This window comes from Streptococcus sp. S5, from assembly GCF_034134805.1.
Lineage (GTDB): Bacteria > Bacillota > Bacilli > Lactobacillales > Streptococcaceae > Streptococcus > Streptococcus lingualis.
Window position 1 is genome coordinate 1,699,897 of the sequence record NZ_CP139419.1, and the last position, 24,897, is coordinate 1,724,793.

22 protein-coding genes, 1 rRNA gene and 1 other RNA gene are annotated in these 24,897 nt (G+C 41.4%); 3 read left to right on the top strand and 21 right to left on the bottom strand.

Annotated elements, in window-relative coordinates:
* Window positions 1-11: 11 nt before the first annotated feature.
* The 4 genes from SM123_RS08235 to SM123_RS08250 form a co-directional block, all read right to left on the bottom strand.
* Window positions 12-1,559, bottom strand: a 16S ribosomal RNA gene (locus SM123_RS08235).
* Window positions 1,560-1,869: 310 nt separating this feature from the next.
* Window positions 1,870-2,412, bottom strand: a complete 543-nt coding sequence (gene hpf / locus SM123_RS08240) for a ribosome hibernation-promoting factor, HPF/YfiA family (protein ID WP_021154569.1) — start codon at window positions 2,410-2,412, stop codon at window positions 1,870-1,872.
* 81 nt (window positions 2,413-2,493) lie between these two features.
* Window positions 2,494-3,159 carry a ComF family protein gene (locus SM123_RS08245; protein WP_320909411.1) on the bottom strand — a complete coding sequence of 222 codons (666 nt, stop codon included), beginning with the start codon at window positions 3,157-3,159 and terminating at the stop codon, window positions 2,494-2,496.
* On the bottom strand, window positions 3,156-4,454 hold the full coding sequence (locus SM123_RS08250; protein WP_129824778.1) for an ATP-dependent helicase ComFA: 1,299 nt from the start codon (window positions 4,452-4,454) through the stop codon (window positions 3,156-3,158). The genes SM123_RS08245 and SM123_RS08250 overlap by 4 nt, the downstream gene beginning before the upstream one ends.
* 55 nt (window positions 4,455-4,509) lie before the next feature.
* Between SM123_RS08250 and SM123_RS08255 the strand changes: the two genes are divergently transcribed.
* On the top strand, window positions 4,510-5,151 hold the full coding sequence (locus tag SM123_RS08255; RefSeq protein WP_320909412.1) for a YigZ family protein: 642 nt from the start codon (window positions 4,510-4,512) through the stop codon (window positions 5,149-5,151).
* Between the two features lie 122 nt (window positions 5,152-5,273).
* Window positions 5,274-6,197 carry a cysteine synthase A gene (cysK, locus tag SM123_RS08260; protein ID WP_003004014.1) on the top strand — a complete coding sequence of 308 codons (924 nt, stop codon included), beginning with the start codon at window positions 5,274-5,276 and terminating at the stop codon, window positions 6,195-6,197.
* Between the two features lie 50 nt (window positions 6,198-6,247).
* Here cysK and SM123_RS08265 read toward each other — a convergent pair whose 3' ends face one another.
* The 13 genes from SM123_RS08265 to SM123_RS08325 form a co-directional block, all read right to left on the bottom strand.
* Window positions 6,248-6,613 (bottom strand): S1 RNA-binding domain-containing protein, encoded by a 366-nt coding sequence (locus tag SM123_RS08265; RefSeq protein WP_320909413.1) that lies wholly within the window; start codon window positions 6,611-6,613, stop codon window positions 6,248-6,250.
* Window position 6,614: 1 nt separating this feature from the next.
* A complete protein-coding gene (locus SM123_RS08270; protein WP_320909414.1) occupies window positions 6,615-8,015 on the bottom strand; it encodes a bifunctional Cof-type HAD-IIB family hydrolase/peptidylprolyl isomerase in 1,401 nt (466 codons plus the stop codon).
* 44 nt (window positions 8,016-8,059) lie between these two features.
* A complete protein-coding gene (locus SM123_RS08275) occupies window positions 8,060-8,692 on the bottom strand; it encodes a response regulator transcription factor (RefSeq protein ID WP_003004009.1) in 633 nt (210 codons plus the stop codon).
* On the bottom strand, window positions 8,689-9,705 hold the full coding sequence (locus SM123_RS08280) for an envelope stress sensor histidine kinase LiaS (protein ID WP_118096436.1): 1,017 nt from the start codon (window positions 9,703-9,705) through the stop codon (window positions 8,689-8,691). The genes SM123_RS08275 and SM123_RS08280 overlap by 4 nt, the downstream gene beginning before the upstream one ends.
* Window positions 9,702-10,397, bottom strand: coding sequence for a cell wall-active antibiotics response protein LiaF (gene liaF / locus SM123_RS08285; protein ID WP_003003865.1), 696 nt, complete (start codon window positions 10,395-10,397; stop codon window positions 9,702-9,704). The genes SM123_RS08280 and liaF overlap by 4 nt, the downstream gene beginning before the upstream one ends.
* 116 nt (window positions 10,398-10,513) lie before the next feature.
* Window positions 10,514-12,385, bottom strand: coding sequence for a Stk1 family PASTA domain-containing Ser/Thr kinase (gene pknB / locus SM123_RS08290; RefSeq protein WP_320909415.1), 1,872 nt, complete (start codon window positions 12,383-12,385; stop codon window positions 10,514-10,516).
* Entirely contained in the window at window positions 12,382-13,122 is a 741-nt protein-coding gene (locus tag SM123_RS08295) for a Stp1/IreP family PP2C-type Ser/Thr phosphatase (protein ID WP_195487762.1), read from the bottom strand. Before SM123_RS08295 ends, pknB begins: the two co-directional genes overlap by 4 nt.
* A 21-nt stretch (window positions 13,123-13,143) precedes the next feature.
* Window positions 13,144-14,457 carry a 16S rRNA (cytosine(967)-C(5))-methyltransferase RsmB gene (rsmB, locus tag SM123_RS08300; protein ID WP_320909416.1) on the bottom strand — a complete coding sequence of 438 codons (1,314 nt, stop codon included), beginning with the start codon at window positions 14,455-14,457 and terminating at the stop codon, window positions 13,144-13,146.
* On the bottom strand, window positions 14,447-15,382 hold the full coding sequence (gene fmt / locus SM123_RS08305) for a methionyl-tRNA formyltransferase (RefSeq protein WP_049483471.1): 936 nt from the start codon (window positions 15,380-15,382) through the stop codon (window positions 14,447-14,449). Before fmt ends, rsmB begins: the two co-directional genes overlap by 11 nt.
* Window positions 15,383-15,393: 11 nt before the next feature.
* On the bottom strand, window positions 15,394-17,802 hold the full coding sequence (locus tag SM123_RS08310; RefSeq protein ID WP_129299751.1) for a primosomal protein N': 2,409 nt from the start codon (window positions 17,800-17,802) through the stop codon (window positions 15,394-15,396).
* Window positions 17,803-17,866: 64 nt separating this feature from the next.
* Window positions 17,867-18,181, bottom strand: coding sequence for a DNA-directed RNA polymerase subunit omega (gene rpoZ, locus SM123_RS08315; RefSeq protein WP_003010339.1), 315 nt, complete (start codon window positions 18,179-18,181; stop codon window positions 17,867-17,869).
* Between the two features lie 25 nt (window positions 18,182-18,206).
* Window positions 18,207-18,839: a guanylate kinase gene (gene gmk, locus SM123_RS08320; RefSeq protein WP_049516131.1), complete on the bottom strand. Its 633-nt coding sequence runs from the start codon at window positions 18,837-18,839 to the stop codon at window positions 18,207-18,209.
* Between the two features lie 106 nt (window positions 18,840-18,945).
* On the bottom strand, window positions 18,946-20,553 hold the full coding sequence (locus tag SM123_RS08325; RefSeq protein WP_049492366.1) for a ribonuclease Y: 1,608 nt from the start codon (window positions 20,551-20,553) through the stop codon (window positions 18,946-18,948).
* A gap of 234 nt (window positions 20,554-20,787) precedes the next feature.
* On the opposite strand from SM123_RS08325, the gene SM123_RS08330 reads away from it, so the two are divergent.
* Complete coding sequence (locus SM123_RS08330; protein WP_009732333.1) at window positions 20,788-21,270, top strand: S-ribosylhomocysteine lyase; 483 nt, start codon at window positions 20,788-20,790, stop codon at window positions 21,268-21,270.
* A 229-nt stretch (window positions 21,271-21,499) separates the two neighbouring features.
* On the opposite strand, the gene SM123_RS08335 is transcribed toward SM123_RS08330, so the two are convergent.
* From SM123_RS08335 to gpsB, 4 genes are all read right to left on the bottom strand, one after another.
* A complete protein-coding gene (locus tag SM123_RS08335; protein WP_320909418.1) occupies window positions 21,500-22,924 on the bottom strand; it encodes a cell division site-positioning protein MapZ family protein in 1,425 nt (474 codons plus the stop codon).
* Window positions 22,925-22,935: 11 nt separating this feature from the next.
* On the bottom strand, window positions 22,936-24,093 hold the full coding sequence (locus SM123_RS08340; RefSeq protein WP_320909419.1) for a THUMP domain-containing class I SAM-dependent RNA methyltransferase: 1,158 nt from the start codon (window positions 24,091-24,093) through the stop codon (window positions 22,936-22,938).
* 66 nt (window positions 24,094-24,159) lie between these two features.
* An RNA gene (gene rnpB / locus SM123_RS08345) (RNase P RNA component class B) lies at window positions 24,160-24,525 on the bottom strand.
* Window positions 24,526-24,541: 16 nt separating this feature from the next.
* Window positions 24,542-24,883, bottom strand: a complete 342-nt coding sequence (gene gpsB / locus SM123_RS08350; protein WP_049496141.1) for a cell division regulator GpsB — start codon at window positions 24,881-24,883, stop codon at window positions 24,542-24,544.
* Window positions 24,884-24,897: the final 14 nt, after the last annotated feature.

Here is a 24,897-nt window from a genome sequence, read left to right on the forward strand (position 1 = left end):
CATTTCCTTAGAAAGGAGGTGATCCAGCCGCACCTTCCGATACGGCTACCTTGTTACGACTTCACCCCAATCATCTATCCCACCTTAGGCGGCTGGCTCCAAATGGTTACCTCACCGACTTCGGGTGTTACAAACTCTCGTGGTGTGACGGGCGGTGTGTACAAGGCCCGGGAACGTATTCACCGCGGCGTGCTGATCCGCGATTACTAGCGATTCCGACTTCATGTAGGCGAGTTGCAGCCTACAATCCGAACTGAGACTGGCTTTAAGAGATTAGCTTGCCGTCACCGACTCGCGACTCGTTGTACCAGCCATTGTAGCACGTGTGTAGCCCAGGTCATAAGGGGCATGATGATTTGACGTCATCCCCACCTTCCTCCGGTTTATTACCGGCAGTCTCGCTAGAGTGCCCAACTGAATGATGGCAACTAACAATAGGGGTTGCGCTCGTTGCGGGACTTAACCCAACATCTCACGACACGAGCTGACGACAACCATGCACCACCTGTCACCTCTGTCCCGAAGGAAAACTCTATCTCTAGAGCGGTCAGAGGGATGTCAAGACCTGGTAAGGTTCTTCGCGTTGCTTCGAATTAAACCACATGCTCCACCGCTTGTGCGGGCCCCCGTCAATTCCTTTGAGTTTCAACCTTGCGGTCGTACTCCCCAGGCGGAGTGCTTAATGCGTTAGCTGCGGCACTGAGTCCCGGAAAGGACCCAACACCTAGCACTCATCGTTTACGGCGTGGACTACCAGGGTATCTAATCCTGTTTGCTCCCCACGCTTTCGAGCCTCAGCGTCAGTTACAGACCAGAGAGCCGCTTTCGCCACCGGTGTTCCTCCATATATCTACGCATTTCACCGCTACACATGGAATTCCACTCTCCCCTTCTGCACTCAAGTTAAACAGTTTCCAAAGCGTACTATGGTTAAGCCACAGCCTTTAACTTCAGACTTATCTAACCGCCTGCGCTCGCTTTACGCCCAATAAATCCGGATAACGCTCGGGACCTACGTATTACCGCGGCTGCTGGCACGTAGTTAGCCGTCCCTTTCTGGTAAGTTACCGTCACAGTGTGAACTTTCCACTCTCACACTCGTTCTTCTCTTACAACAGAGCTTTACGATCCGAAAACCTTCTTCACTCACGCGGCGTTGCTCGGTCAGGGTTGCCCCCATTGCCGAAGATTCCCTACTGCTGCCTCCCGTAGGAGTCTGGGCCGTGTCTCAGTCCCAGTGTGGCCGATCACCCTCTCAGGTCGGCTATGTATCGTCGCCTTGGTGAGCCGTTACCTCACCAACTAGCTAATACAACGCAGGTCCATCTCTTAGTGATGCAATTGCACCTTTCAAATCAATATCATGCGATATCGACTTTTATGCGGTATTAGCTATCGTTTCCAATAGTTATCCCCCGCTAAGAGGCAGGTTACCTACGCGTTACTCACCCGTTCGCAACTCATCCGCTCGGTGCAAGCACCAAGCTTCAGCGTTCTACTTGCATGTATTAGGCACGCCGCCAGCGTTCATCCTGAGCCAGGATCAAACTCTCATTAAAATAATTGTTTGTCTTAAACTCATTCTGTCACTGACAGATTTATTGTTTTTTTATTGTTCAGTTACTATAACCTTAGTTATAGCGCCCTGCACATTGGTTCGTCTTGTTCAGTTTTCAAAGGTCTTTGTCGCTCTCGCGCGACAACTATATTAGTATATCATGACCTACCCTTACTGTCAACACTTTTTTCCAAAAAAATTTATTTTTTTGAAAGTTTTTTTACTTTTTTGGTTTATATAAAAATATCAGGAGCATAAATGCTCCTGATTCCTCTATAATTTAATTGATGTTTTCAATCTCTTTTTGATCTCTATTCTTTTACTTCCAATAGACCGATGTCTCCATCTTCTCTACGGTAGATCACATTTGTTGTGTTGTCTTCTGCATCACGATAAATGAAGAAGTCGTGTGCTAATAGATCCATTTGAAGGATCGCTTCATCTAAATCCATTGGCTCTAGATCAATTGTTTTTGAGCGAACAACTTTTTCTGTGGTTGCTGCTTCTTCTACAACTGCATCGGTAAACAATTTACCTGCACCAGATTTAACACGATTTTTCTTTTCGATTTTTGTTTTATTCTTACGGATTTGACGTTCAATTTTATCTACAACTAGATCAATTGAACCGTACATATCTTGAGAGACATCTTCTGCACGAAGTGTGATAGATCCAAGCGGAATGGTTACTTCTACTTTTGCGGTCTTTTCACGGTAAACTTTTAAGTTTACTCGAGCGTCTAGCTCTTGATCTGCCTGAAAATATTTTTCAATCTTTTCGAGTTTAGAAACGACATAGTCGCGAATGGCTTCTGTTACTTCTAGGTTTTCACCACGGATACTATATTTAATCATATTAGTACCTACTTTCTAAACATTATGTTTTTATTTATATGTATATTATAACGCTTTCATAAACTTTTTGCAAATCTTTTTTTACCTTGCGATTGAAAATGTCTTTATTTCTTTCACACCTTTTTCAATTAGTAGGCGCTTCATTAATTCGATTGTTTTGCCAGTTGTGTAGATATCATCGAAGATAAGATATTTCTGCTTTTTTGAAACTTCTCCTTTTAATTGAAAGTGTTGAGAGGTTTTTAATCGTTCTTCTCTTGTTTTTTTTGATTGGGCTAAAGTGTCTTCTTTTTGGAATAGATTGTTGTACTTTATCTCTGCAAAATCTAGTATAGTCGAGACTTGATTGAATCCTCTCTCCTGGTTTTTTTCATGGCTGATTGGAGTCGGTATTATCGTATAGCTTTTATACTTTTTCAAGGCTTTTTTGATGTCACATGCAAATACCATTCCTAATAAACGATCGCCTTCAAATTTATATCGCTTGAAATAGTCCTTCATTGCTGTATTATATCTATATAATGCTTCATGTTCGACCATATTCCCCTTTTGTATCCAGTATTCGCAATCTTTACATACTTTCTCCTCCTTATCTTTAAAACATCTAGGACAATGGATTTCGCCAATTTGTTCGAAGTCTTCTTTGCATTCTTTACAAATCCATTCTTCTTGTTGTTTCATAAAAATAAGGTCTGTAAAATGTTCACCAGTTTTCAACTCTTTAGTACAAAGCAGACATTCTTTCAAAATCCAGCCTCCTGATTCATTTCCTTTATTTCTTTGATCGCTTTCTTCATTTCTCGTGTTATACCATCTGATAGAAAAAGTAGTTTACCTGTTGGTCTTTCTTTACTTCGACCGACCCTTCCTGAAATTTGTACGAGGGCACTTTTAGTAAATAATTTGTGATTACTTTCTAAAACAAAGACATCTACAAATGGAAAAGTCACTCCTCTTTCTAAAATTGTTGTCGAGACTAGCATGGTTATGGCTCTGTTTCTAAACTCTTCTACCATTCGTAGGCGGTCTGTTGTCTGTGAGGATACAAAACCTACTGTTTCTTTTGGAAAGTATTTTTTTAAGTTCTCAGTAAATTGTTGTCCTAATTCTATCTCAGATACAAAGATTAACAATGGGTAGTGAGTCTGTCTTTGTTTCTTGATCAGTTGCAATAGTTCGTAAGGAATTCTTCCTTTTTCTATTTTTTCTCTAATTTTCGGCACCCATTTTATTTCAGGGACCACTAGTGGGTTCCCATGAAATCTTCTTGGAAGACTATAACGAATGATTTCTTTTTTCTTGACCTTTTTATCTAACTCATCTGTAGAGGTTGCTGTTAAATATAGGGTATTTCCCTCTTTTTTTATTGCATTCTGAGCTGCTTTATATAAGATTGGATTGTCCACATAGGGAAACGCATCTACTTCATCTATAATAAGGAGATCAAAGGCCTGATAAAACTTTAGCAATTGATGGGTTGTAGCGATCACCAAGGGTGTTCTAAAATAGGGTTCCGATTCTCCATGAAGTAAAGAGATGGGGCAGGAAAAATCTTCCTTCATCCTTCCGTACAGTTCGATACAGACATCGATTCTCGGGGTAGCAATACAGACTCCTTTTCCTGCCTTGATCGCTGTTGCTACAACCTGATACATCATTTCCGTTTTTCCAGCTCCTGTCACAGCATGTACCAAGGCATGTTTTCCTGCCTTAACTGCTTGGATAAGACCTTCGGATACCTCTTGTTGATAGGAAGTCAAGGTTCCCTTCCAGTTTAACACCTCCTGTCCTTCAAAGTCTTGCTGTGCAATAGTATAAAGTTTTTGATCACTCCGGATCCTCCCCAATTGGATACAGGCTCTACAATACAGTACCTCTTCACTCAACTTCCACAGTTTTTGATCAATCAAACTGCCACATCGAAAGCATTGGTACCTTCCATTCTGTTTTTCTATAGCGGGAAGTTCTTGGGCAATTTCTTTTAAATCATTTGTCATTTGACTCTCCGTTAAGAGTCTTCCATAAGATTCTTCTATCTTCATACTTATTAATTCGCAAAAGTTGGAGAAAATCATTCTTTTTTTGTAAAATAAGAATATGGAATATGTTACATTTAAAGAGAACGGCACTGTTCAAGAAGAAATCAAAAAATCAAAATTCATTTGTCATATAAAGCGAGTCTCCTCTGAAGAGGAAGCTAGAGATTTTATCAATGCCATCAAAAAGGAACACTATAAGGCTACACATAACTGCTCTGCTTTCATCATTGGGGAACAAAGTGACATCAAACGGACCAGTGACGATGGAGAGCCTAGTGGAACCGCTGGGGTACCGATGTTAGGAGTTTTGGAGAATCATCGCATCACTAATAGTTGTGTCGTGGTTACCCGCTATTTCGGAGGTATTAAATTAGGCGCTGGCGGTCTGATTCGTGCTTATGCTGGAAGTGTTGCACAAGCAGTTCGAGAAATTGGACTGGTAGAAATCAAAGAGCAAGTGATTCTTGGGATCACACTTTCTTACTCCCAATACCAAGAATTTGCTAATTTCTTAAAAGACCATCAATTGGCGGAACAAGATCCGATGTTTACAGATCAGGTGATGACAACTATTTTTGTAGATAAAGAAAACACAAGTTCTATCACAGCAGCTTTAGTCGAATTTTACAATGGCAAAGTCATTATTGAGGACCAAGGAATTCGTGAGGTTGAAGTACCCCTACTTTCTGTAGAAAAATAATTAAAATACTATCGGCAACGATAGTTTTTTTTTATCACACCCATAAAATTTCTATATTTTACATTCTTCTCGCAAGAGACTATACTTGTTAGTATCAAGAAAACCTAGAACTGAGGTATATTATGGCTATTTATGAAAATATTACAGAATTGATTGGGAACACTCCTATTGTCAAATTGAACCGTCTTGTTCCTGAAGGAGCTGCAGATGTCTATGTCAAACTCGAAGCCTTCAATCCTGGATCATCTGTCAAAGACCGGATTGCTTTGAGCATGATTGAAAAAGCTGAAGCGGATGGCTTGATCAAACCAGGTGATACCATTGTCGAAGCAACTAGTGGGAACACAGGGATTGGCTTGTCATGGGTTGGCGCAGCTAAAGGCTACAAAGTTGTGATTGTCATGCCTGAAACCATGAGTGTGGAACGTCGTAAAATCATCCAAGCCTATGGAGCTGAACTCGTTTTGACTCCTGGAAGTGAAGGAATGAAAGGCGCTATCGCTAAAGCTGAAGCAATCGCTGCAGAAAGAAATGGCTTCCTTCCTCTTCAATTTGAAAACCCTGCTAACCCAGAGGTACATGAAAGAACAACAGGACAAGAAATCGTTGATGCCTTTGGAAAAGATGGTTTAGATGCTTTTGTCGCAGGTGTTGGTACTGGTGGTACTGTTTCTGGTATTTCTCATACTTTGAAAAAGAATAATCCTGCTGTCAAAGTCTATGCCGTTGAGGCCAATGAATCTGCAGTCCTTTCTGGCGAAAAACCTGGACCACATAAAATCCAAGGGATTTCAGCTGGTTTTATCCCAAATACTTTAGACACTAATGCATATGATGGTGTTCGTCGCGTATCTTCAGAAGAAGCTTTCGAACTTGCACGCGCTATCGGTGGAGCTGAAGGATTCTTAGTCGGTATCTCAAGCGCAGCTGCTATCTATGCTGCTATTGAAGTCGCAAAAGAATTGGGTAGCGGTAAAAAAGTTCTTGCTCTTGCACCAGATAATGGGGAACGTTACCTTTCTACTACCCTTTACGAATTTGAATAATTCTCTACATCAAAAAAACTTCGATAGGTTTCCTCAACCTATCGAAGTTTTTATTTTTTTTCTTGTTTGCTAAAGAATACCTTTCCTTCTTTGACCCAGGTCGGCATCTGTTGAGCTAAGGGCGCAAAACCACTCTTGTGGCGGTCAATTGAAAAACGATGGTGTCGAATGCTTCGTTGTGGTGTTTCTTCTAGTGTTCTCAGAGAGAGGCTGGCTTTCTTAGAATATTCATCAACATCGATGACTTGGACAAAAACTTTTTCTCCAATCGAAAGAATATCATGAATATTACTTACATAACCACTTCGAATCTCTGAGATATGAATCAAGCCCGTCACACCCGACTCTAGTTCGACAAAGGCGCCGTAAGGTTGAATTCCTGTGATGGTTCCTTCTAACTTATCTCCAATTTTCATATTAGTCCTCAATTTCGATGGTTTCAATCACGACATCTTCTACTGGCTTATCCATCATCCCTGTCTCAACAGCCGCGATCTCATCCAACACAGCAAAAGAAGCTTCATCCATCAATTGACCAAATACTGTATGACGTTGATCTAGGTGAGGAGTTCCCCCTTCTGTCGTATAGATTTCTGCGATTTTTTCAGGCCAGCCACCGCGGACCAATTCCTTTTTCGAATATGGAAGATGTTGATTTTGTACAATAAAGAATTGGCTGCCATTTGTGTTTGGTCCAGCATTTGCCATCGAAAGGGCTCCGCGAATATTGTACAATTCTTTTGAAAACTCGTCTTCGAAGCTCTCCCCATAGATGGATTCACCACCCATACCTGTGCCTGTTGGATCTCCCCCTTGGATCATAAAATCTTTAATAATCCGATGGAAAATGACACCATCATAATAGCCAGACTTAGCAAGAGCTACAAAGTTTGCAACTGTTTTTGGCGCTTGATCTGGGAACAATTGAATGTTCATCTCACCGTGATTGGTTTTGATCACAGCGACAGGACCGTCAACCGTAGCAAGTTCTAACTGTGGTAATGTCAATTCTTTTTCAACCATATTTAACTCCTCTAAGGCATAGAATATGCCATCTTCTTCTAAATTCTTAGTGATATAATCAGCTTTTTCTTGTAACTCTGGAGCAGATTTTCCCATTGCGATACTAATTCCAGCGTAATCAAACAGTTCTAGATCATTTAATCCATCCCCAAATACTAAAACATTCTCTGGCTTCAAGCCCAAATGATTTACAAGATGAGAAACTCCTGAAGCTTTTGAAGCTTCAAAGCGAACAACATCTGATGAATGGGGATGCCACGAAACTAGGCGCAAGTTCTCTTGCAAAGAAGGGGGCAACTCTAGCTCACTATCCTGTTCATCAAAGGTCCACATTTGGAAAATAGGTTCTTTCAAATGCAGATCTGGATCTACGGGTAAGTTAGGATAAATGATGTCAATAGCATCACTGATCAAGGGTGTCCGATTAGACAGGGCAGCTTGATGGCTAGCCACTAACCCATAATCAATCTCGAATTCTTTGGCCCAATCCACAAAAGAAGAAACGATTGCTTCATTGATTGGTGATTGGTAGATCACAGTTCCTTTTGTATCTTCTATATAGGCACCGTTTAAGGTTACTAGAAAATCAGGCTTTAAGTCCATGATTTCAGGAACAACCCCAAAAATCCCTCTACCCGTTGCAATCCCTGTTCGGATTCCTTTTTCTTTCAACTGATGAAAGACTTCTTTGACAGATTCTGGGATCAATCCAGTTTCTTTTGCACGTAATGTATCATCAATATCAAAAAAGACGATTTTAACTTTTTTAGCTTTATAACGTAATTTTGCGTCCACTTATCTCCCCCTTATGATCATGCTCTATTATAGCATGTTTCCCTTTAAAAATCTTCTTGATTCACCAGATGGTGTCGGAAGGCATAAACGACTGCTTGCGTCCGATCACTGACTTCTAATTTCGATAAGATGTTGGAAACATGGGTTTTCACCGTTTTTAAAGAAATGAAGAGTTCATCTGCTATTCGTTGATTTTCATATCCTTTCGTCAATAAAGCCAGAATATCTCGTTCTCTAGCTGTCAAATCATCATGCAATTCAGCATGGTTCTTTCGTGACTCAACTTTTTGACTAACTTCTGTCTCAATCGCAAATTCTCCCTTTGCAACCTTTCGGACAGCCTGTAAGATCTCAGTCGCTGACGAGGTCTTTAAAATATACCCTTTTGCACCGGCATCTAAGACAGGGTAAATCTTTTCGTTATCTAAATAAGACGTCAAAATGACAATTTTAGCTTCCGGCCACTCTTTTAGGATGGCTAGAGTCGCATCGATTCCATTTAGCTCTGGCATCACAATATCCATGATGATGACGTCTGGTCTTTCTTTCAGCGCCAACTCCACCCCTTCTTGCCCATTTTTCGCCTCTAAGACTTGCTCAATATCGGTTTGCATGGACAAAAAGCTTTTCAATCCCAATCGGACCATTTCATGGTCGTCTACTAATAATACTTTCATACAGTTTCCTTTTCATTTTTATCTTTTACAAGGAGGGGAACGCGAATATCCACAGCCACTCCCTTTTGGGGACTCGTTCTTATTTTAATGGTTCCCGCCATGTCCTCTACACGTTCTTGAATATTTTTCAACCCATAACTCAATCGTTCCAATTTTTCCTGCTCAAAGCCGATTCCATCATCTACCATCCGTAAATGAAGTTGTTTTCCTTCCTGATGCAAAAAGACATCCATTTGTTGAGCTCTAGCGTGTTTCAAGGTATTGCTGACAATTTCTTGGACGATCCGAAATAGATGTTCTTCCATTTCTTTTGGAATGCTCACGTCATTATGATGGAAGACAACTGTTAGGTTACTCTTTTCCTTCAATTCTCTAAAAATCATCTCCATACCTTCTACCAGGCTTTTTCCTTCCAATTCTGTAGGACGAAGATGTAGGAGCAAGACGCGTAAATCATTTTGGGCTGTACCTAGAATATCTGACACACCATTTAGTTGCTGCTGGATCTGACTTTTCTCTAACTCAAGGGCCTGTGCTGCCACTCCAGATAAAATCATATTGGCTGCAAACAATTCTTGACTAACCGTGTCATGTAGATCACGCGCAATTCTCTTACGCTCGATTTCCACAATTTCTTCCTCATTTCGCATCACACGATTTTCACTTTTTTGTAAATTTTCTTCTAGTCGAAGCAATTTGCTGTCCAATAAATCTAACTGTTGATTCAATTCTTTGGGGGCAATTTCTTTTCGCTGTGAAGCAGTCAGGATAGATTCTACCTTTTGTTGTACTGCATGAACCGTTACAAATTGCGTGATTTTAATAATTAAGACAACCAAAGCCGTCAATGCAAGCGTCAGACTAAAAACCAAAAATAGGAATGACTGAAGCAAGGAAAGATCTGAAAGAAGTTTGCCCCACTGAAAACCAACAAAATGGAAAATGGTATGACAAATGACCGCAACCACCATTAGGGAATAGAAATACAATAGGAGATAGTCTAATTTCTTCATGCGCGAATCACCTCAACATCCCCAACAATACCAACTAACACAATTTTTATAGAACGGTGCGATCTCCGATAATGTGCCGTTTCAATGTCTATGGTTTCATTCCTCATTTTACGGACAGGAAGATCCAAGAACTTCAGATCTCCATACAGGGTGTTAATTTGTAAATGCAATTCCAAATCAATCGGTAAGATAATTTTTGTATTTCCAAACCCTTTCCGAATGATCACTACATTGTCCCAATTGCAAATGGCTACCTCCTCTAAATGGAGGGTGTCATTCCCAAAAACTCGGATCACATTCAGATCTCGATACCCCCGACTTTGCTTTGAAAAATGTTGTAAATCACCAATCCATCGAGTTTTTTCCTGACGAATTTTCGTATCCTCTTCAACATCAAACACAACGGCTTCATTTTCCTTATACATATAAGGGTAGGCAATCAATAAACCATAAACCACCGCAAATAAAATGGCTGCAATCACAAAAGGATTCAGCATCACGATAAAAAACAAGAGGACACTCAGCGCGATTAATAGAAAATTCGCTTTTTGTTTGCCAAAATAGTAATATAAAAGGAGCAAAAAGAGAACCATCAAGACAACAAATCTGGAAAAATCGATTGATAAAATGGTGATCGCTGCTAATGTTAACAAAACGGCTTCAACGAAAATAAAAATTTGTATTTTCCACATAGTCTACCTCATCTTTTCCTATTTTATCAAATTTTTCCTCATTTGACTTCCGTCTGTGGTTGGATAATAGCAGACAATCAAAAAGACTCAGAAATCCATCTGAGTCTTAGACTGATTTATGAATCTCCACCAGTTGCACTACTGCTAGAACTTTCTGTATCTGATCGTTCAGCAGAGGATGAACTAGATGCATCTGAACTTGATGAGGCTTTCGTACTTGAAGAAGCCGTCACTTTAGGCTCATATACAGTCAAAACAATTCGTGTTCGGTTAATATCCACCGTACTCGAAACTTCTGGAGTTTGACTGACAATTTGACCGGCAGAAACAACTACCCCATCAGGGAGATGTTCCGTTTTTCTTAATTCGATATTGGCTTCTTTAATACCATAGATCTCAATCAAATTACTTCTAGCAAAATCATAAGTTGATCCAACATAGTTTGGCATTTCAATTGAAGTCGTTTCTTTCGCTACTTTCAAAACAATCTTGGTTTTTGAATTCAGAGAATATTGCTCTCCTGGAGCTGGGGTTTGTTCAAGAACTGTCCCTGCAGCATAATCGAAGGTCTCAACTTCTTCAATCGTGATCATTTTGCTTGATACTTTATAAGTATTTTTCAGATCTTCCTCTGCTTTAGCTCGTGTTTCTCCTACATAGTTTGGCATTTCAAAACTATTTGGACCTTTTGAAACAATCAAATCAATGCGACTTTGTTCTTTCTTTTGAGCACCTGCATTTGGATTGGTCCGAATCACATAGCCTTCTGCAACCGAATCACTGTACTCTTCTTTCTCTTCACCGACTTGAAGGTCTTGTCCCTCAATAACCGCTCTAGCTTCGGCAATGGTTTTGCCGGAAACATCTGGAACTGTTTTATTGGCTGGGCTCATATACAACAAAAAAGTAAAGGCTGCAAGAACTAGTGCAATGGCAACAAACAAGACCTTGTAGCGCGCCCGCAAGCGTCTTCTTGGCTTTTTACTTGGTGCCATTGTCTGCTGGTCAGATAATGGTCGATTAGGATCTACCGAACTGATTTCACTGCGTACCTCAGAGATTGGAACAGGAGCCGTCTTTGGAGTTGGACTCACTTTTGGAAGAGTCTTTGTATCAGCTTTCGATTGATCTTCAAAAATCAGTTTTTTCTCATTTCTTCTCTCATAGGACAAGCAACTTGAAAGGTCCACATACATCTCTGCCACTGATTTATAGCCATCCGTCAGTTTTTTAGCTGTCGCTTTGATCACCACATTTTCTAAAGCTTGTGGAACATTCTTATTTTCTTCACGAATAGAGGGGAGTGGCTTTTGAAAATGCTGCAAAGCAATTGTGACTGCACTATCTCCATCATAAGGAATGTGTCCTGTCAACATCTCATAGAAAATGATTCCCATCGCGTAGATGTCACTTTGCACCGTAGCTTTTGAACCACGCGCCTGCTCAGGGGACAAATAATGAACCGACCCCAACATCGAGTTGGTCTGGGTCAAGCTAGTCTCTGCAAAGGCCACTGCAATCCCAAAGTCTGAAACTTTTGCTGTTCCATCTGGTGTCAAGAGGACATTCTGTGGTTTTAAATCTCTATGGATAATGCCACGCGTATGGGCAAGACGCATAGCTAGAAGGATCTGCCCCATCAAACGAACAGCTTCTTCATTTGATAAAGGAGCATTTTCTTTGATATAGCGTTTCAAGTCTAAACCTGCAACATATTCCATTGCAAGGTATTGTTGTCCTTCTTCTTCGCCAATGTCTGTAATCCGAACGATATTTGGATGGTCCAGCTCTGCCATCGCCTTTGCTTCACGCTGAAAACGCGCAACCGCAATGGGATCCGTCTGGTAATTCGTACGCAGTACCTTGACTGCAACTTCTTCCCCATCTAAAATTAAATCACGCGCAAGATAAACATCTGCCATCCCGCCGCGTCCAATTTGTTGGATGATTTTATATCGCCCGGCAAAAATTTTGCCGATTTGAATCATGCTGCGTCCTCCTCAGTAAAGTGGAGCAGTACAACAGTGATATTATCCAAGCCTCCAGCATTATTGGCAAAACGAATCAAGGTTTGAGCTTTTTCGTCCAGTGAAACATCACTCAAGACAATATCTCTGATTTCATCCGGGCCAATCATATTAGTTAAACCGTCACTATTGATCAAAATATAATCATCTGCTTCAACCGTCACCAAACCATAATCCGGCTCCAACTCATCTTTTTGGCCAATGGACTGAGTGATGATGTTACGTTGAGGATGATGGGCTGCTTCTTCCTCTGTGATTTGACCTGCTCGCAAAAGAGCATTTACAAGAGAATGATCACTGGTCAACTGCTGGTATTCGCCCTGACGAATGAGGCCAATCCGCGAATCTCCAACATGGGCATAAATCACTTGTCCTTCTACAAAAGCCAAAGCTTCCAGTGTCGTTCCCATTCCTTTGTGCTCATCATCTTGCCCAGCTAAATGGATCCGACGGTTCACAGCTTCTAAATGTTCTGCAAACCATTCCCGTACTTGATTAACCGTCTCGATCTCAGAAGAAACCCAAGCCGCACCTAGGTCTGTGACTGCCATTTCACTAGCAATATTTCCGGCACGGTGTCCTCCCATACCATCAGCAAGTAAAACCATAGATTTTCCTGCCTTGTTTTTATATTGATTTGCATAGTCTTGGTTATTTGTCCGTCTTTGACCTACATCGGTTAAGATCGTAATATCCATACTGTCAGTTTCCTCCTGATATTATGAGATTCTCTTAAAACGACTGATAAAGAAGCCGTCGCTTCCATATAATTCGGGTGTAATAAGAATACAATCATTTTTAAGAATATCTTTTCTTTCGTGACCCAATGGGACTTGTTCGAAATTTGGATGGTCTTTCAAAAATTGGTCCACTACTTCAAAATTCTCTTTGCCCATAATTGTACACGTACTGTACACTATTATACCACCTTTACGCACACTTTGACAAACACTATCCAGAATGGCCAATTGAATAGCTTGTAAAGATACAAAATCTGCACTCTCTTTATTGTACTTGATATCAGGCTTTCTCCGTATCAAACCAATCCCTGAACAAGGCGCATCCACCAAAATTTTATCGAAAGCATCAGGTCCAAATGTTTCAAAGACTTTTGTCGCATCTAACTTCTTTGTCAAAATTTTGTCCGCAACATGGAGCCGATTAGCATTTTCTTGAATCAATTTGAGCTTATGGTCATAGAGATCCAAGGCTGTGACTTTCCCAGTTGTGAGATAAGAAGCCAGGTGAGTCGTCTTTCCACCTGGCGCCGCACAGGCATCTAAAACCCATTCATCGCCTTTTAAATCCAAGGCCGGTGCCACCAATTGACTAGATTCATCTTGAATGGTGATCCGGCCCTCTTTAAACAAGGAGTGCGCCGCAAAATGTCCCTGATCTTTCACGAGGGCAGAAGAAGCAATGAGGGATGCACTTGCTTCCAACTCCTGAGCGAGTTTTTCTTTTTCACTCAGATCAACGACACGAATACTGGATTTATTACGCTGATAAAGACTTTTAAAAATAGCACAAGCACGTTCTTCACCGTATTCTTCGATCAATGCTTTGACCAACCATACAGGTAGGGAATACTCTACCGAATAACGTTTGTTCTTTCGCTTGATCGTATCAATAGCTGGTAGTCCCTCGCGGAGGAGCTTTCTAAGAATAGCATTGACAAACTTCTCACTGCCTTCTTTTCGACGTTTTGCTATCCGGACAGCTTCATTGACGATGGCATGATCGGGAATGCGGTCTAAATAGACAAGTTGATACAAACTCATCATCAAAAGATAATAGAGCCAAGGATCTAATTTCGTCCGGTCTTCAATTACGTGGGCGAGATACCACTCGAGTGTTATCTTCCGTGCTACCGTACCGTATACAACTTCCGTAACAAAGCTTCTATCTTTACCTGAAAGTTGAGAGTGTTCTAGCGCTTGATTTAGTGCAATATTAGAATAAGCTCCCTGTTCAAAAACCTCTTCTAACACTCGAACGATCTGTTCACGCGCATTCATTTGTTTAACTTCCAAAGTGATCGCCTACTTTCAATTGACGGCCAGCTCCATTCAAAAAGTCTGTGATAGACATTTTAGGTTTTCCTGCTGGCTGCACAACTTTAAGGGACAGCGTTCCTTCTCCTGCAGCGACCACCAACTCTTTTTTGCTCAAACCAATCACTTCTCCTGGATTTCCATTTCCTTTGCATAGCTCTGCTTCGTAGACTTTAAAGCGTTGACCATTTAATAACGTATGAGCGACCGGCCAAGGATTCATCCCTCGAATCTGATTAAAGACTTGGCGGTTGGTTTTGGTCCAGTCCAAAACCTCTTCTTCCGGCAAAATATTCGGTGAAAATGTGACCAAACTTGGATCTTGTGGACTTGGCTTGATCTCCCCTGCTAGGTAAGCTGGCAAAGTATCTAGGAGTAAGTCACGTCCAAGGACTGCCAATTTTTCAAACAAAGTTCCCACATTGTCCTCATCTAAAATTGGGAGAGAACGAGCTGCAATCATGTCTCCGGCATCCATTTCCTTGACCATTTCCATAATTGTAACCCCAGCTTCTTCGTCACCATTGATCAGGGCATAGTGAATGGGAGCTCCACCTCTATATTTAGGTAATAAAGACGCGTGGACATTCACCGCGAATTGGAAGTTCTCCAACAATTTTGTCGGTAAAAATTGTCCAAAAGCAGCGGTCACAATTCCATCTGCATCTAGTGATAAGAGCGTTTCCATTTCTGGACTACCCGATAATTTCTCCGGCTGAAGAACTGGTAGTCGATGTTCTAAAGCTACCTGCTTCACCGGGGTCATTCGAATCTCTTTTTTGCGACCTACTTTGCGGTCTGGTTGCGTCACAACTGCCAAAATTTCATAGCGCGAATCTGCTAACAATCCCTTTAAAACCGTCGCTGAAAAATCAGGCGTTCCCATAAAAATTAATTTTGTCATTTCTTTCTTCCTTACATAAAGCTTTGAGGTTCATTATCAATACTGACACGGAGATCTTGGTTGCCTCTTTCTTGTGTAAATTCTAAGATTTGATTCAAGACCTGAGTCATGCCTTCTTCAAAACGATATTTCACAATGATTTGATAATGATACAAATTATGTGTGCGTGCAATTGGTTTAGGAGTTGGTCCTAAGATTTGGACCTGATCGGATAAGCCAGAACGGAGGATTTCCATAACCTGATGTGACTTCTCCATCACAATTTCCTCACTCTTATGGGATAGGGTTAACCCAACTGTGAAGTAATAAGGCGTATAACCTAACTGCCGTCGAATCTGCATTTCATAAGCAAAAAAGCCTTCATAATCTTGGTCTTTGGCAAATCGAATCGCATAATGATTGGGGTTGTAGCTCTGAATGATAACCTCTCCTTCTTTCTCTGCTCGTCCGGCTCTTCCTGCCACCTGAGTCAAGAGTTGAAAGGTTCTCTCAGAGGATCGATAATCCGGTAAATTTAAAGAAGTATCTGCATTCAAGACACCCACTAACGTCACATTTGGAAAATCCAAGCCCTTCGCAATCATTTGCGTCCCTAACAAGATATCCGCTTCTCCATTCCCGAAAGCATCTAATATCGCTGCGTGGCTCCCTTTTTTTCGAGTGGTATCCACATCCATGCGCAAAATTTTAGCTTCAGGAAAGATCTCTTGTAATTCATCATAGGCTTTTTGCGTTCCTGTCCCGTAATAACGAATGGAAGGACTTTGGCAATTTGGACAGTGTCGAGGAATCGCTTTGCTATAGCCACAATAATGACAGTTCATGGTTTTAGTATCCATGTGGAGGGTCAGTGAGATATCACAATTGGGACAAGTATCTACAGTTCCACACTCGCGACACATGACAAAACTGGAATAACCACGGCGGTTCAACATCAAGACAACCTGCTCTTTTTTCTGCAAGCGATCAGCAATAGCTTCCACTAGAACCGGAGTGAAGTTACCAGCTTCATTTTGGCCAATATAATCACGAAAATCAACGACTTTAACTTCTGGAATTTTGGCTGCCGGATTGGCCCGTTGGGTCAGACGAATTAATTCATAAACCCCTTTTGTTGCACGAGCCCGCGATTCTAAACTTGGTGTAGCAGATCCAAGAAGCAAAACTGCTTGATTGTACTGAGCTCTTAAGACCGCGACTTCCCTTGCGTGGTAGCGTGGGTTACTATCTTGTTTGTAGGAAGCCTCATGCTCCTCATCAATGATAATGGCTCCGATGTTTTTTAAAGGAGCAAAGATGGCTGAGCGCGCTCCAACGACTACCTTGGCCTCACCACGTTCAACTTTTCGCCATTGATCATACTTCTCACCGTTTGATAAGCCCGAGTGTAAAATCGCTACTTCCTGGCCAAAACGAGAGATAAAGCGATCCGTCATCTGTGGCGTCAAGGAAATCTCAGGAACCAACATAATAGCCGTTTTCCCCTTATTTAGAACTTCCTGAATAATCTGCAGATAAACTTCTGTTTTCCCACTTCCAGTCACACCTTCTAATAAAAAAGGCTTTGATGTTTTCCCAATTTGAGAAACTACTGTTTCGACAGCTTTTGCTTGCTCTGAATTTAAAAGCAGAGCCTGGGTCTGTCCTTTGCCTTCATAATATGCAGCCGCCCGATTCACTTCTCGTTCTGTTATTTCTAAAACACCCTGATCAATAAAATAGGCCACTACTTCTCGTGAAAAATCCTGATACAATCCTGCTAAAGGTTGCTCCCCTTGCTCTAGTAACAGGCGCTCTTTCAATGCTAGCCTTTTTTTAGCTCTCGCTGATAGTTGAAGTTCTTTTAATCCTTCCTGGTTAACGCGATACCATTTTTCTGTTTTAATTTGTTTCTTATCCTTGGCCTTGTATTCAAGTACCAAATCTCCTTTTCTGACCAACCGCATCACTTGGGCTTGATCGGCCGCATCTAGAGAAGAAAAAGAAACTTCATTTTTTTCACCAAAAAGTTTCACTTTGAGAGTTGGATCCAAAGATGGTTGAGGATACAAAATCTTGTCATAACTGGAATTAAGAAGTGAGGGAAGCATGGCTTTTAAAATCGTTATTTTGTAGGAAAAGACACTTTTTCGCAATTGATCTGCCAACCAGAACTGCTCTTGATTTAAGACAGGAGTGTAGTCTAATACCTCTCCAATCGCCTTCAATTCCTCGCTTGTATCTGCCTCTTCTACAACGTCTACCACAATCCCTTGAATGAGGCGATTCCCTTTACCAAAGGGGACATGAACTCGCATTCCCGCCTCAACCATATCTTCAAATTCTGATGGAATCTGATAGGAATAGGGTTTATCCGTCTGCATCAATGGAACATCTACGATGACTTTTGCTATCACTTTTTCACCTCCAGCCTCTATCATATGAGCTTTACTTTATCACGGAACCCTTTAAATAGCAAAAAATAAGATTGAGAAGTCCCCAACCTTAAATTTTTTCACCATCTTCTTTTTCTTTGGCAATTTGTTCCTTAATTTTGCGCTCTTCTTCTTCTTTGCGGATTCGCTCTGCTTCAATCCGACGACGAAGCGCTTCACGTTTTGCTTCTGGATCCGGGTGAACAACTACGTTTCCTGACTCGATTTCTTCAAGCGCTTGTAATGTTGATTTGACCGATTGGAATTCTTGAGTTGGCACTGCACCACTTTCCAATTCGTGGGCCCGTTTTGCCTCAAGTATGACCAATGAGTATTTTGAGGGTACTTTGTCAAGCAATGTATCAATAGAAGGTTTTAACATCATATTCCTATACCTAATTTCTAATTATTTATCTCTTCACAATAGTTTGTGTTTTTGGTAACATATCCAGATAATGCCCAATGACACGGTCTACACGGAAATGTTCTGCTTCGATCACACGTTTGACACGTTGAGCAGCAAGAGGAACTTCATCGTTCACAATTGCGTAGTCATATTCACGCATCATGGCGATTTCTTCTTTTGCTTTTTCAATCCGTTGCGCAATGACTTCTGCACTATCTGTTCCGCGTCCCACTAATCGATCTTGTAATTCATCCAAATCAGGCGGGGTTAAGAAGATAAAAACTGCATCTGGCACTTTTTTCTTTACTTGGAGCGCACCTTGAACTTCAATTTCAAGGAATACATCAATTCCTTTGTCCAAGGTTTCATTCACATAAGTTAAAGGAGTCCCATAGTAATTTCCAACGTACTCAGCATACTCTAACATTTGCCCTTGACGGATCAAATCTTCAAATTCTTCACGTGTACGGAAAAAATAATCGATACCATCCACTTCACCTGGACGTTGTGCACGCGTCGTCATCGATACAGAATACTGAAACTGATTGTCCGAGTTTTCAAAAATTTCTCGTCTGACCGTTCCTTTTCCAACCCCTGAAGGGCCAGAAAATACAATTAATAAGCCACGATCCGCCATGATTTCTCCTTCAATGTCTTTCTATCTAGTGTAACAAAAATCAGCCTAATTTTCAACTGATTTTTTCATTCAAAAAGCTTGAGATGCTAGATCTCAAGCTTTTCGTTTATTTTGCGTAATCGACTGCACGCAATTCTCGAATAACGGTAACCTTAATGTTTCCAGGATATTCAAGATTGGACTCGATCTTCTCACGAATATCATGAGCCAAGATCGTCACTTTATCATCCTTGATTGCCTCAGGACTAACCATAATACGGATTTCACGACCCGCTTGAAGGGCGAAACTTGTCTTAACTCCTTCAAAACTATTTGCAATTTCTTCAAGATCTTGCAAGCGTTTGATGTAGCTTTCAAGTGACTCACTTCGTGCTCCAGGTCGAGCTGCACTCAAGGCATCCGCTGCAGCGACAATGACTGCGATGACACTTTCTGGTTCCACGTCACCATGGTGACTGGCAATGGTATTGACCACCACTGGGTGTTCCTTGTACTTCCGTGCCAATTCAGTTCCAATCTCAACGTGACTTCCTTCCACTTCACGGTCAATCGCTTTACCGATATCATGTAAGAATCCTGCACGTCGTGCCAAGGTAGCATTTTCACCCAACTCGCTAGCAATAATACCAGAAAGTTTGGCAACTTCAATGGAGTGACGCAAAACATTTTGACCATAAGAAGTACGGAATTGCAACCGTCCCATGATTTTCATCAAATCTGGATGGAGGTTTGGCGCACCAATTTCATAGGCAGCTGCTTCACCGTATTCACGAATCCGGTTGTCAATTTCCTGACGGTTCTTCTCAACCAGCTCTTCGATACGGGCTGGATGGATCCGACCATCTTTGAGAAGGCTCTCCATTGTCATACGGGCGATTTCACGACGAATCGGATCAAACCCTGACAAGGTCACCACTTCAGGCGTATCATCAATAATCACATCGACACCTGTCAAACTCTCAAAGGTACGAATATTGCGACCTTCACGACCGATAATCCGACCCTTCATACTATCGTCCGGCAAATGAACGGTTGAGTTTGTTTGCTCAGCAACAAAATCACCCGCCATTCGCTGCATAGCTTGCACGAGAATGTCTTTTGCGATTTTATCAGAACGTTCTTTCACTTCCAATTCAGCATCACGAATCCGTGAGGCAATTTCTTTTGAAAGTTGCTCTTCCGTCTGACTCAAAATAATGTCACGCGCTTCTCCTTGACTTAGAGCAGCGACACGTTCCAGTTCTTCTACTTTCTTGTGTTCAAGCTCTTCCAGCTGTTGTTCACGCGCATCAATGTGTTTAGTTCTATCTGTAAGACTTTGCTCTTTGTGTTCAAGAGACTGTTCTTTGCTTGTTAAAATGTCGTCTTTGCGATCAAGATTGCTAGCACGTTCTGCCAAACGGCTTTCTAATTGCTTCAATTCTTGTCGTTCTGACTTAAACTCAGCATCGACCTCTTCACGATATTTTCTGGCTTCTTCCTTTGCCTCCAAAAGTGCTTCTTTTTTAAGTGAACTTGACTCATGCTTCGCCTCTTTTAAAATCAAATCGGCTTCGCGTTCAGCCTGTCCACGTAAATTCGTTGCTTCTTGTTCAGCATTCAAAAGGGTGAGTTCCGCAGCTTCTTTTGAAGCTTTCATTTTAAGAGCAGTTCCCACATATCCAATGACTAAACCAATGACCGCGGCAAAAACACCTGTAATAACAAAATTCATGCTTTTACCCCAAATCTATTTAATTAGTTGAATTAAAAATTCTTTTACATTTTACCATAAATTACTAAAATTAACAATCTAAAAAAACAGGAAAAACCTTTTATATTTTTGCTTAACGCTTGTTCTTTTATCGACTTTTCTTTCATGGAACATCTGTGAGACATTCATTTATTTCCACTTTGTTGAATCTGCTTTTTTATGCTATAATCAAGAAAAACAAAGAAGGATTTGAGTATGACAAAAGAAGTAATTGTTGAAAGTTTTGAATTGGACCACACAGCTGTGAAGGCTCCCTATGTACGCTTGATTGGTGAGGAAACTGGACCCAAAGGAGACATCATCTCTAACTTCGATATTCGTCTGGTGCAACCCAATGAAAATGCGATTCCAACGGCAGGACTCCACACGATCGAGCACCTTCTTGCAATGCTTATTCGCAAACGCATCGATGGAATGATTGATTGTTCCCCATTTGGATGTCGCACCGGTTTTCATATGATCATGTGGGGACAGCATTCAAGTACGGAAATTGCTAAAGTGATTAAAGATTCTCTAGAAGAAATTGCTTCTATCAGCACTTGGGAGGATGTCCCAGGCACAACCATTGAGTCTTGCGGAAATTACAAGGATCACAGCCTCTTCTCAGCCAAAGAATGGTGTCGCTTGATTCTAGATCAAGGAATCTCAGATGATCCATTTGAACGTCATCTTGTTTAATACGAAAAAGAGGCTGGGACAAAAGTCCTAGCCTCTCAATTATTTTTGGATTGTCGAGCAAGACGCAGTGGTTGAGTGGGCTCTACTACGCTGATTTCATCAGCTTTTACAGCCCTACTCAACTGTGCGGAGGTGGGACGACGAAATCGAATTCTAACGAATTACCGATTTCTGTCCCACTCTCTTTTTTATTGTCATTTTTCCCAAAAAGGGGATGTCTGATCAAGCATTAATAATCCAGAGCATCTGAATGACCTTTTCCGTTTCCTACGAAATAACCAGTTTTGGCATTGATACTAAAGAGATAGGTTCCATCTGGTTTGAAGAGGTTGTAATAGCCATTACCGTTAATGATATTGACACGCTCTAAAATGTATTGATTGCCAGTGATATGTCCACGTTTACGAGCAATATTCAATACTTTTTCAAGGATACCATCACCAAATACCCAGGCCGGGTTATTGACATCATTGATAGCTGCTTGGTTATATGGCACACGACTCAAGTTCCGCTGAAGTGGGACACCATCGCTTGGAAGACCGTACCCTGAATAGCCTGGACTTGCCGTTCCTGCACCACCTGTAGCAGCATTGACAGCTGGGGCCGTAGGCGTTGCTGCTTGAGCTGGGGCTGGGGCTGCGTTAGAAGAATCTGTACCACCTGTTCCTGTCACTGGTGCCGGTGTCGCAACTTGTTGTGAACGTCCTTGCGCAACCGCCTCATTCAATAAGCTATCTAATTTTTCATTGCCTGTCTTTGTTTCTGCAAAGGTCGCATCACTTTTCGCTTTGGCAGTTGCATCAAGAACTCCATCTTTGATGACTGGAGAACTAAATTGAGAATTCACTTTTTGAATAGCAGAAACTTGCTTCACAAGGTCTTCATATTTTGTTTTAGCCGCATTATAATCACTGCTTCCTTCTAATTTGTCCAGCAGTTTCTTCAGATTTTCCAAGTCTCCGAATTTATCATTTTTAAGAGCACTTTTTGATTCATCTACAAAAAAGGCATCGTAGGCTTTGGTAAACTCTTCCAATTTTTGAGCCTGTGTTTCACTGCTACTTGATTTAGAAGTAGAAGATGACTTGCTAGATGAAGACGATACAACAGTTGTACCACCAGATTTTCCACGACTGTGCATCCAGTTATAGGTCACAAAAATGGCCGACCCGACAATCGCTAGACCTAAGGCAGAGTATAGAACTGCTTTGATTCGTTTGCCCGCATTGCTTGGTGTTTCCTCAGGAAGCTCCTCTGCTTCTACAATTGGTTCAGTTGGTGTAGGTCCAAATTTAATCTTAGCAGGTAATTCTGTTGAGATAGCATCCATTTCAGGCCTTTGTTCCAAGACTGTTTCCGTTACTTCCGGTGCCTCCACTGCTTCAGCTACTTCGGCAACTGTTTCTGAAGCTGCCACCTCTTCAGCTTTAGCCAACTCTTCCTTAGCTAAGATCTTTGTATCGTATTTTTCCGCTTCAATTTCTGCTCGGTGTTGTTTGATGTATTTGTCTAAGACATTATCACCTTCCGTTACACCTGCTTCGATTTCTTCTGCCTTTCGATTGGCCTGCCCAATCGTCATCTCTTTAGCATCTTCAAACTCTAAAATTGATTCTGTTTCTTGCTCTAATGGCTTTTTATCCTTCTCTGTCATAAAAATCCTTTCTATGCCTTTATCTGCCGTTTTACTCGTTCCCCAAAATATTGATAGAGATCAACTTTTAGGGTTCCGTTATAAAGTTTTCGTTTTTTATCTGCTTTACTACCGAATTTAGATTCAAAACCTTCATCACTGGTTAAGATAAATTTACTCCAGGTTTTGAGAGGTGCAAATACGTGCCCCATTTCAGTATACAATTTCGTCACACCTTCATCATCAGATAATCGTTCTCCATATGGAGGATTGGAGATAATCACCCCGTTGATCTTATCTGAGTGAAGATCTTGGACTCGCATTTGTTTAAAAGTAATGTCACTGCTAACGCCCGCTTTCTGGGCATTTTCTTTGGCAATCTCAACCATCCGCGCATCGATATCAGTTCCCATAATATCCAATTCGATCTCGCGATTGATTTTTCTGCTTGCTTCTTGACGGACTTCATGAATCAAGCGATCATCCATCCAGTTCCATTCTTCAAAAGAAAAGGTCCTACGTAAACCAGGTGCCATATTTCTCGCAATCATCGCCGCCTCAATACAAAACGTTCCAGAACCACATGTCGGGTCAATCAAGGGTTTATCTGGATACCAGTTTGACAGCAGAAGAATTGCTGCTGCCATATTTTCCTTAATAGGGGCTCCCCCTTTTTCAGTCCGATAACCACGTTTGAAGAGGCTACTACCAGTGGTATCAATCATGACAGTGGCTTGATCTTTAAGGATCGATACTTCGATCTTGAACTCTGCCCCATTTTCCATGAGAGGAACACCTTCTGGTCGGGCATAGTGTTTTTGTAACTTTTTAACCACTGCTTTTTTCGAAATGGCCTGAACGCTAGGTTCATTATGAAGTTTTGATTTGACACATTTAGCCTTAGAAATGGGAAAACGTGCTCCTAAAGGCAAATAATTTTCCCAATCCAAAGCAAAGACACCTTGAAAGAGTTCTTCGAAGGTTTTGGCTGGAAAAGTCCCAACCACAATTTTTACTCGATCAGCCGCGCGCAACCAGAGATTGGTCTCTATGATTGCTCGACGGTCTCCTTGAAATCGAACCCGTCCATTTTCAACCTGGCAATCGTAGCCGAGATCGCGTAGTTCTCGACCAACAACAGCCTCTAAGCCAGCAGAGGCCGTTGCAATCAATTCAAATTGTTTTTTCATCTTATTCCTATCACTTTAAAAAAGGAGGTTGAGATCTCTCTCCACCTCATCAACCTATATGCAATTTTCTATAAGCCATGTTTTGTTCCAGAAATGACTAGGTACCATTTCCTTCGATAATCATCTGTCTACTGTTTCCAGTCAGAATGCTATGTTCGTTTCCACGCATTCCATGCCCCGACCAAAGTTTGGGTTGCTAGCTTGAGGGGTTTACCGCGTTCCACTTTTTAGGTTTCCCTAAAAACTACGTCACTGTGGCACTTTCAGAGTTACTAGAGCTTATCCTTAGACTTAGCTCCTTCACTCGCCGTAACTTGAATACCAAGTCCCTAGGCTTATGGATTCACCTAGCACAAACACTACAGGCATCACAGCCTGTGCTAGCATGGACTTTCCTCATGAGAGGATTCTCTCACGCGATTATCCAAAAATTGCACAATCTATGGGATTAATAATCGCGATCTACGATCTGTTTCCCAAAAACTTCTTTTTCCAAACGATTGAGACGTTTGAGAATATCAAAGTTCGTCGCTGTTGTCACTTGCGGGTATTCTTGCGTAGCAGTGCTAGCAATCGGAGATGTTTGTGGTGTTTCCTGTGCTTTTTGGGCAAGTTCTTCACGAAGGCGGGCGTTTTCTTCACGCAATTCCTTCACCAAAGCAGCATAGGTTTCATAGTCTTTTATGACATCATCCAAAAATTCATTTACTTCATCTTTATTATAACCACGAACTTCTCGTTTGAAATCTTGATCAAAAATATCTTTCGCAGTAAAAATAATACTCGCCATTACTCTCTCCAATC

What these genes read in the sequence shown, in the direction of transcription:
- SM123_RS08330 (WP_009732333.1), top strand. Translation starts at nt 20,788, where the DNA reads ATGACAAAAGAAGTAATTGTTGAAAGTTTTGAATTGGACCACACAGCT.
- fmt (WP_049483471.1), bottom strand. Translation starts at nt 15,382, where the DNA reads ATGACAAAATTAATTTTTATGGGAACGCCTGATTTTTCAGCGACGGTT.
- SM123_RS08280 (WP_118096436.1), bottom strand. Translation starts at nt 9,705, where the DNA reads ATGAAGAAATTAGACTATCTCCTATTGTATTTCTATTCCCTAATGGTG.
- liaF (WP_003003865.1), bottom strand. Translation starts at nt 10,397, where the DNA reads ATGTGGAAAATACAAATTTTTATTTTCGTTGAAGCCGTTTTGTTAACA.
- SM123_RS08310 (WP_129299751.1), bottom strand. Translation starts at nt 17,802, where the DNA reads ATGATAGAGGCTGGAGGTGAAAAAGTGATAGCAAAAGTCATCGTAGAT.
- gmk (WP_049516131.1), bottom strand. Translation starts at nt 18,839, where the DNA reads ATGGCGGATCGTGGCTTATTAATTGTATTTTCTGGCCCTTCAGGGGTT.
- gpsB (WP_049496141.1), bottom strand. Translation starts at nt 24,883, where the DNA reads ATGGCGAGTATTATTTTTACTGCGAAAGATATTTTTGATCAAGATTTC.
- rpoZ (WP_003010339.1), bottom strand. Translation starts at nt 18,181, where the DNA reads ATGATGTTAAAACCTTCTATTGATACATTGCTTGACAAAGTACCCTCA.
- pknB (WP_320909415.1), bottom strand. Translation starts at nt 12,385, where the DNA reads ATGATTCAAATCGGCAAAATTTTTGCCGGGCGATATAAAATCATCCAA.
- SM123_RS08335 (WP_320909418.1), bottom strand. Translation starts at nt 22,924, where the DNA reads ATGACAGAGAAGGATAAAAAGCCATTAGAGCAAGAAACAGAATCAATT.
- SM123_RS08275 (WP_003004009.1), bottom strand. Translation starts at nt 8,692, where the DNA reads ATGAAAGTATTATTAGTAGACGACCATGAAATGGTCCGATTGGGATTG.
- SM123_RS08255 (WP_320909412.1), top strand. Translation starts at nt 4,510, where the DNA reads ATGGAATATGTTACATTTAAAGAGAACGGCACTGTTCAAGAAGAAATC.
- SM123_RS08295 (WP_195487762.1), bottom strand. Translation starts at nt 13,122, where the DNA reads ATGGATATTACGATCTTAACCGATGTAGGTCAAAGACGGACAAATAAC.
- hpf (WP_021154569.1), bottom strand. Translation starts at nt 2,412, where the DNA reads ATGATTAAATATAGTATCCGTGGTGAAAACCTAGAAGTAACAGAAGCC.
- SM123_RS08265 (WP_320909413.1), bottom strand. Translation starts at nt 6,613, where the DNA reads ATGAAAATTGGAGATAAGTTAGAAGGAACCATCACAGGAATTCAACCT.
- SM123_RS08250 (WP_129824778.1), bottom strand. Translation starts at nt 4,454, where the DNA reads ATGAAGATAGAAGAATCTTATGGAAGACTCTTAACGGAGAGTCAAATG.
- cysK (WP_003004014.1), top strand. Translation starts at nt 5,274, where the DNA reads ATGGCTATTTATGAAAATATTACAGAATTGATTGGGAACACTCCTATT.
- SM123_RS08340 (WP_320909419.1), bottom strand. Translation starts at nt 24,093, where the DNA reads ATGAAAAAACAATTTGAATTGATTGCAACGGCCTCTGCTGGCTTAGAG.
- SM123_RS08325 (WP_049492366.1), bottom strand. Translation starts at nt 20,553, where the DNA reads ATGAATTTTGTTATTACAGGTGTTTTTGCCGCGGTCATTGGTTTAGTC.